The sequence below is a fragment of the Streptomyces sp. NPDC004561 genome (assembly GCF_053602155.1).
The window spans coordinates 1-5,986 of the sequence record NZ_JBSGDB010000506.1 but is presented as its reverse complement, the minus strand read 5'-3'; the positions used below and the strand labels follow the sequence as shown (position 1 = coordinate 5,986).

At 73.1% G+C, this 5,986-nt stretch carries 4 protein-coding genes and 1 pseudogene; 3 read left to right on the top strand and 2 right to left on the bottom strand.

Features of this window, described 5'->3' with window-relative positions; translation table 11 throughout:
• Positions 1-747: PucR family transcriptional regulator ligand-binding domain-containing protein (locus tag ACWEN3_RS39180; protein ID WP_452981328.1), on the bottom strand; the 747-nt coding region annotated here is incomplete at its 3' end.
• Positions 748-957: 210 nt separating this feature from the next.
• Between ACWEN3_RS39180 and ACWEN3_RS39175 the strand changes: the two genes are divergently transcribed.
• Together ACWEN3_RS39175 and ACWEN3_RS39170 are read left to right on the top strand one after the other, a co-directional pair.
• Positions 958-1,785: an FAD binding domain-containing protein gene (locus ACWEN3_RS39175; protein ID WP_452981325.1), complete on the top strand. Its 828-nt coding sequence runs from the start codon at positions 958-960 to the stop codon at positions 1,783-1,785.
• Positions 1,782-4,518: pseudogene (locus ACWEN3_RS39170) on the top strand (molybdopterin-dependent oxidoreductase). The gene ACWEN3_RS39175 and the pseudogene ACWEN3_RS39170 overlap by 4 nt, the downstream one beginning before the upstream one ends.
• Here ACWEN3_RS39170 and ACWEN3_RS39165 read toward each other — a convergent pair.
• On the bottom strand, positions 4,433-4,930 hold the full coding sequence (locus tag ACWEN3_RS39165; RefSeq protein WP_452981322.1) for a molybdopterin-dependent oxidoreductase: 498 nt from the start codon (positions 4,928-4,930) through the stop codon (positions 4,433-4,435). The pseudogene ACWEN3_RS39170 and the gene ACWEN3_RS39165 overlap by 86 nt on opposite strands.
• Positions 4,931-5,124: 194 nt before the next feature.
• On the opposite strand from ACWEN3_RS39165, the gene modA reads away from it, so the two are divergent.
• Complete coding sequence (gene modA, locus ACWEN3_RS39160; protein WP_452981319.1) at positions 5,125-5,946, top strand: molybdate ABC transporter substrate-binding protein; 822 nt, start codon at positions 5,125-5,127, stop codon at positions 5,944-5,946.
• The last annotated feature ends 40 nt before the right edge of the window (positions 5,947-5,986 follow it).

The window sequence follows — 5,986 nt, the reverse complement described above, 5'->3', positions numbered from 1 at the left end:
CCGCGCGGTGGCCTCCTGACAGCGGCCCAGGACGGTGGCGACCTCGTGCAGCATGCGCGACGGGGCGCCGTCGGGGTCGGGCAGGTACAGCAGCCGGCGCTCGTACGGGGAGACGCCGTCCGCGTCGACGGAGACGGTCACACCGGAGCCGTCCGCCACGAGCGCGGCCGCCTCCCGCACCGGTACGTCCGGGGCGCCCGGGGTCGCCCCGACCGTGCGCCCCGACGCGGTGAAGACGTACGCGGCGGTCCCGCCGAGGTGGGCGAAGGCGGCGGCGAGGACGGCGTCCGGTCCGGCCGCCTGGGCGAGCAGCCGGCTCAGCCGGACCCGCGCGTTCTCGGGCAGCGCGTGGTGGCGGCTCAGCCCGCCCCACTGGCGCAGGTACACGGTGTCCGTGATGGCCCGGAACATGACGTGGGCCGGCACTCCGGCCACCGGCACCCCGTGCCGCGCACAGGCCTCGACCAGGTCGTCCGGCACCCTCCCGTGGGTCTCCTCGCCGGCGAGCAGCGCCGCCGCCCCCGCGTCCTTCAGCGCCGAGACGAACCGCTCCGCCCTGCCGGAGCCGTCGTCGGGCTGCCACCAGACGAGCCCGCTGAGCACGACCTCGCCGGGCCGTACGAACCGGGCCGGGTCCTCCAGGTCCGTGACGGTCACTCCGCTGATCTCCCGCCTCAGCAGCGTGTCCTGCGCCCACAGCAGGCGCAGGCCGAGGGAGGCGTCCCCCAGGAGGTGTTCGACGTGCATGTGCTGGCTCCTCGTACGGCCGCCGGGCGGATGACGGAACCGCCGGCATCCCGCATTCACCAGGTGAGTGCGGGATTCTGCATCGTAAATGCAAGGATGTTCGAGGGGAATGCCTGCTGGTTGATCCTCCAGTCCCGGGGCTTTCGGCGTCGGAGTTTCCGTGCCCAGCACCAGTCGTCCCGGCCGGTTCCCGTTGGTTCACTTCCGGCCATGGACCTGAACACGGTGGCCGACATCCGAGACGCACGGCGGCCCGCGCCCTGGCGCCCGGGCGAAGCCTGGCTCGGCGGCGGAACCTATCTCTTCTCCGAGCCCCAGCCGCACCTGAGGCGTCTGCTGGACCTGAGCCGAATGGGCTGGACGCCTGTCGAGCGCCACCCGGACGGCTCGCTGGAGATCGCCGCCACCTGCACCGTCGCCCGGCTCTCGCGCAGCGCCCGCACCCTGCTCGCCCCGGCGGCACCGCTGTTCGAGCAGTGCTGCCGGGCCTTCCTCGCCTCGTTCAAGATCTGGAACATGGCCACGGTGGGCGGGAACCTGTGCAACGGCCTGCCCGCCGGCCCGATGATCTCGCTCACCGCCGCGCTGGACGGCACCTGCCTGCTCATCGCCCAGGACGGCTCCCGGCGCCGGGTCCGGGTCCGGGTCGCCGACGTCATCACCGGAGCCGGCCGCAAGGACCTCGCCGACGGCGAACTCCTGCGCTCGGTCACCCTCCCCGCCCGCGCCCTGGCCTGCCGCACGGCGTTCCGCCAGGCGTCCCTGTACGGGCTCGGGCGCTCAGGAGCGCTGGTCATCGGCACGCTGGACCCGGTCGACGGCTCGGTGACGATCACCGTCACCGCCTCGACGGTCCGGCCGGTGCGGCTGTGGTTCCCGCTGCCGCCGGCGGCCGGCGCGCTGCGGGCGGCGATCGGCGCGGCGGTCGCGGACAGCGAGTGGTTCGACGACATCCACGGGCTGCCCGAGTGGCGGCGGCACATGACGTTCCGGTTCGCGGAGGAGATCCGCGGCGAGCTGGCGGAGGTGGCACGGTGAGGATCGAGGTCAACGGCCGTTCCCACGAGGAGGAGGCCCGGCCGGGCCAGTGTCTGCGCACCTACCTGCGCGAACGCGGCTGGTTCGGGGTCAAGAAGGGCTGCGACGCGGGCGACTGCGGCGCCTGCACGGTCCACGTCGACGGCGAGCCCGTGCACAGCTGCCTCTACCCGGCCCTGCGCGCCGACGGCCGGAGCGTCACCACGGTCGAGGGCCTGGCCGCGCCGGACGGCGAACTCCACCCCGTCCAGCGGAAGTTCCTGGACGCGCAGGGCTTCCAGTGCGGCTTCTGCACGGCGGGCTTCCTCATGACCACGGCGGCCCTCAAGGAGGAGCAACTGGCGGACCTGCCCCGGGCGTTCAAGGGCAACCTGTGCCGCTGCACGGGCTACCGGGCCATCGAGGACGCCGTACGGGGGTGCGCAACACCGAGGCGCCGGCCCCCGGCGAGTCCGTCGGCCGGAGCCTGCCCGCCCCGGCCGGCCCGCAGGTGGTCACCGGCACCGCCCGCTACACCTTCGACGTCGACGTGCCCGGCCTGCTGCACATGAAGCTGCTGCGCTCCCCGCACGCCCATGCCCGCATCCTCGCCGTCGACACCGCGCCCGCCCTGCGCGTCCCCGGCGTGCACGCGGTGTTCACCCACCACGACGCCCCCGAGCGGCACTTCTCCAGGGCCCGCCACGAACACCCCGAGGAGGACCCGGCCGACACCCGCGTGCTGGACGACACCGTCCGCCACATCGGCCAGCGCGTGGCGGCCGTCGTCGCCGACAGCGAGGCGGCGGCCGAGGAGGGCTGCCGGCGGATCGAGGTGACGTACGAGGTGCTGCCCGCCGTCCTCGACCCGGAGGAGGCCATGCGGCCGGGGGCGCCGGTCGTCCACGCCAAGGACGCGGCCACCGCCCGGATCGCCCCCCCGAGGCCAACGTCGTCGGCGAGGCGCACGGCGAGATCGGGGACGTGACGGCGGGTTTCGCCGAAGCGGACGTCGTCTACGAGGAGACGTTCCGCACCCAGCGCGTGCAGCACGCGAGCCTGGAGACGCACGGCGCGGTGGCCTGGCTCGACGAGGACGGCCGGCTCACCGTCCGCACCAGCTCGCAGACCCCGTTCCTCACCCGCCGCGCCCTGTGCGCCCTGTACGACCTGCCCGAGGAGCGGGTCCGGGTGGTCGCGGGCCGGGTCGGCGGCGGCTTCGGCGGCAAGCAGGAGATGCTGGTCGAGGACATCGTGGCCCTGGCCGTGCTGAAGCTGCGCCGACCGGTGAAGCTGGAGTACACCCTTGCCGAGCAGTTCTACGGCGCGACCACCCGGCATCCCTTCACCATCGGCGTGAAGGCGGGCGCCCGCCTCGACGGCACCCTGACCGCGCTCCGGCTGCGCGTGGTGGCGAACACGGGCGCGTACGGCAACCACGGCCCGGCCGTGATCTTCCACAGCGTCGGCGAGTCCATGGCGGTCTACCGCGCCCCGCACAAGAAGGTCGACGCCTTCTCGGTGTACACGCACACCGTCCCGGCGGGTGCCTTCCGCGGTTACGGCCTCGGGCAGGTGCTGTTCGCGGTGGAGTCCGCGCTCGACGAACTGGCCCGGCGGCTCGGCCTGGACCCGCTGGAGTTCAAGGCGCGCAACATCATCGGCCCGGACGAGCCGATGGTCACCCCCGGCAGTCACGAGGAGGACCTGCACATCGCGAGCTACGGCCTCGACCAGTGCCTGTCGATCGTGCGCCGGGCCCAGGCCGAGCCCGTCGGGAGCGTCCCCGAGGGCTGGCTGGTCGGCGAGGGCGCGGCCCTGGCGATGATCGCGACCGGCCCGCCCGGCGGCCACATCGCCGACGCCAGGGCCGTCCTCCTCCCGGACGGCACCTTCGATCTGGCCGTCGGCACCGCCGAGTTCGGCAACGGCACGACCACGGTGCACCAGCAGATCGCGGCCGGTGAACTCGCCACCACCGTCGCCCGGATCACCGTCCGCCAGTCCGACACGGACGTCGTACGGCACGACACCGGCGCGTTCGCCTCCACCGGCACCGTCGTCGCCGGCAAGGCCACCCTCCGCGCCGCCCGCGCGCTCGCCGACCAGGTGCTGGACTTCGCCGCCGCCCACCTGGGCGTGGCCCGCGCCGGCTGCCGGCTCGCCGAGGAGGCCGTGCTGCACCCGGGCGGACACCTGCTGCAGAAGGACGTGTACGCGGCCTCCCGCGCGGTCGGGATGGAGCCGGCCGCGGACGGGCACTTCGGCGGCACTCCGCGCTCGGTCGCCTTCAACGCGCACTGGTTCCGGGTGGCCGTCGACCCCGGCACCGGGGAGATCCGCATCCTGCGCAGTGTGCACGCGGCCGACGCGGGCAGGGTGATGAACCCGATGCAGTGCCGGGGGCAGGTGGAGGGCGGGGTCGCCCAGGCGCTCGGCGCCACGCTCTTCGAACAGGTGCGGCTGGACGAGCGGGGCGCGGTCGACACGGCCGCCTTCCGCCGCTACCGGCTCCCCCAGTACGCCGATGTGCCGCGCACCGAGGTGCACTTCATGGAGACCGCCGACGCGATCGGGCCGCTGGGCGCCAAGTCGATGAGCGAGAGCCCGTTCAACCCGGTCGCGCCGGCCCTGGCCAACGCCCTGCGGGACGCGACCGGGGTGCGGTTCACGAGGCTGCCGCTGACGCGCGACCGGGTGTGGCTGGCGCTGGACCGTCGAAGCGGTAACGGCCGTCCACCCGGATCGCCGTGATCCCGCTGATGTGCCGGGCCCCGCACCGGTCCTGCGGGAGCACCAGCTGGGGTCCGGCAGCGTCCAGCGGGGTGCCGTCGATGCTGACGGCGAGCAGGACGGGCGCGGCGGCGAAGTCGGGGTCGATCTCGGCCCAGGACAGCACGGCGTGATGGCCGTCGGTGCCGGTGACCGCGATGAGGAAGCGCAGCCGGTCCTTGCGCCGGGCCGGGTCGAACGCGGGTCCCGAGTCGGCGAGGACGTCGTACAGGCGCGGCCCCGCGAACCGGTGGTGCTGGACGCCGCTGGTCGCGCACTCGAAGCTGACGGCCACCCGGTGCTGCGGCCAGCGGAGCAGCTGCGGCAGGGTCAGCCGGACGGGCCGGGCCAGGTCTCCGGTCAGGGCGAGTTCCGCGAGCGTCACTGCGACCACCTCCCGCAGGACCGTACCCGCCCGCGAGCTCCGTGCAAACGCATATGCAAGCTACAAGTCACGAGTTCGCAGCTCATGCGATATGACAGAAGACTTACACCTGGCAGATGCGGCAGTATCATCGCCGCACGGCCGTTGCCCGGCCGTGCCAGGGCGCGACACATGTTCCACAGAACCCGAGGAGTAGAACCGTGATGACCCGTTCCGTGCGCCGGACCCGGCGGATGCTGCAGCTGGCCGGTGCGGGAGCCGCCGCCCTGATGGCACTCAGCGCCTGCTCCTCCTCGTCGGACTCGTCGACCACCAAGGCGGACACGTCCGACTCCGCCTCCCCGAAGCTCTCCGGCACGGTCACCGTGTTCGCCGCCGCTTCCCTGAAGGAGAGCTTCACGGCCCTCGGCCAGGAGTTCGAGAAGCAGCACCCGGGCGCCAAGGTCAGCTTCAACTTCGGTGGCAGCGACACCCTCGCCGCGAGCATCACCGGCGGCGCCCCGGCGGACGTCTTCGCCGCCGCCAGCCCCAAGACCATGGCGATCGTGACGGACAAGAAGGACGCGGTCGGCACCCCGGCCACCTTCGTCCGCAACCAGCTGGAGATCGCCACCCTGCCCGGCAACCCGAACAAGGTCGCCTCCCTCAAGGACCTCACCAAGTCCGGTCTGAAGGTCGTCCTGTGCGACAAGACGGTGCCCTGCGGCGCCGCCGCGCAGAAGGCCCTGAAGGCCAGCGGCCTCAAGCTCACGCCGGTCTCCTACGAGCAGGACGTCAAGAGCGCCCTGAACAAGGTGGAGCTGAAGGAGGCCGACGCCGCGGTCGTCTACAAGACCGATGTGAAGTCCGCGGGTGACAAGGTGGAGGGCGTGGAGTTCCCCGAGTCCGCCAAGGCGATCAACGACTACCCGATCGCCCTGCTGAAGAACGCCCCGAACGCCCGGACCGCCAAGGCGTTCATCGCCCTCGTGCAGTCCGCCGAGGGCCAGAAGGTGCTGAGCCAGGCCGGGTTCCTCAAGCCGTGACCTCGCTCGACAAGTCCGGTGCCGCGACCGACCCCCGCAC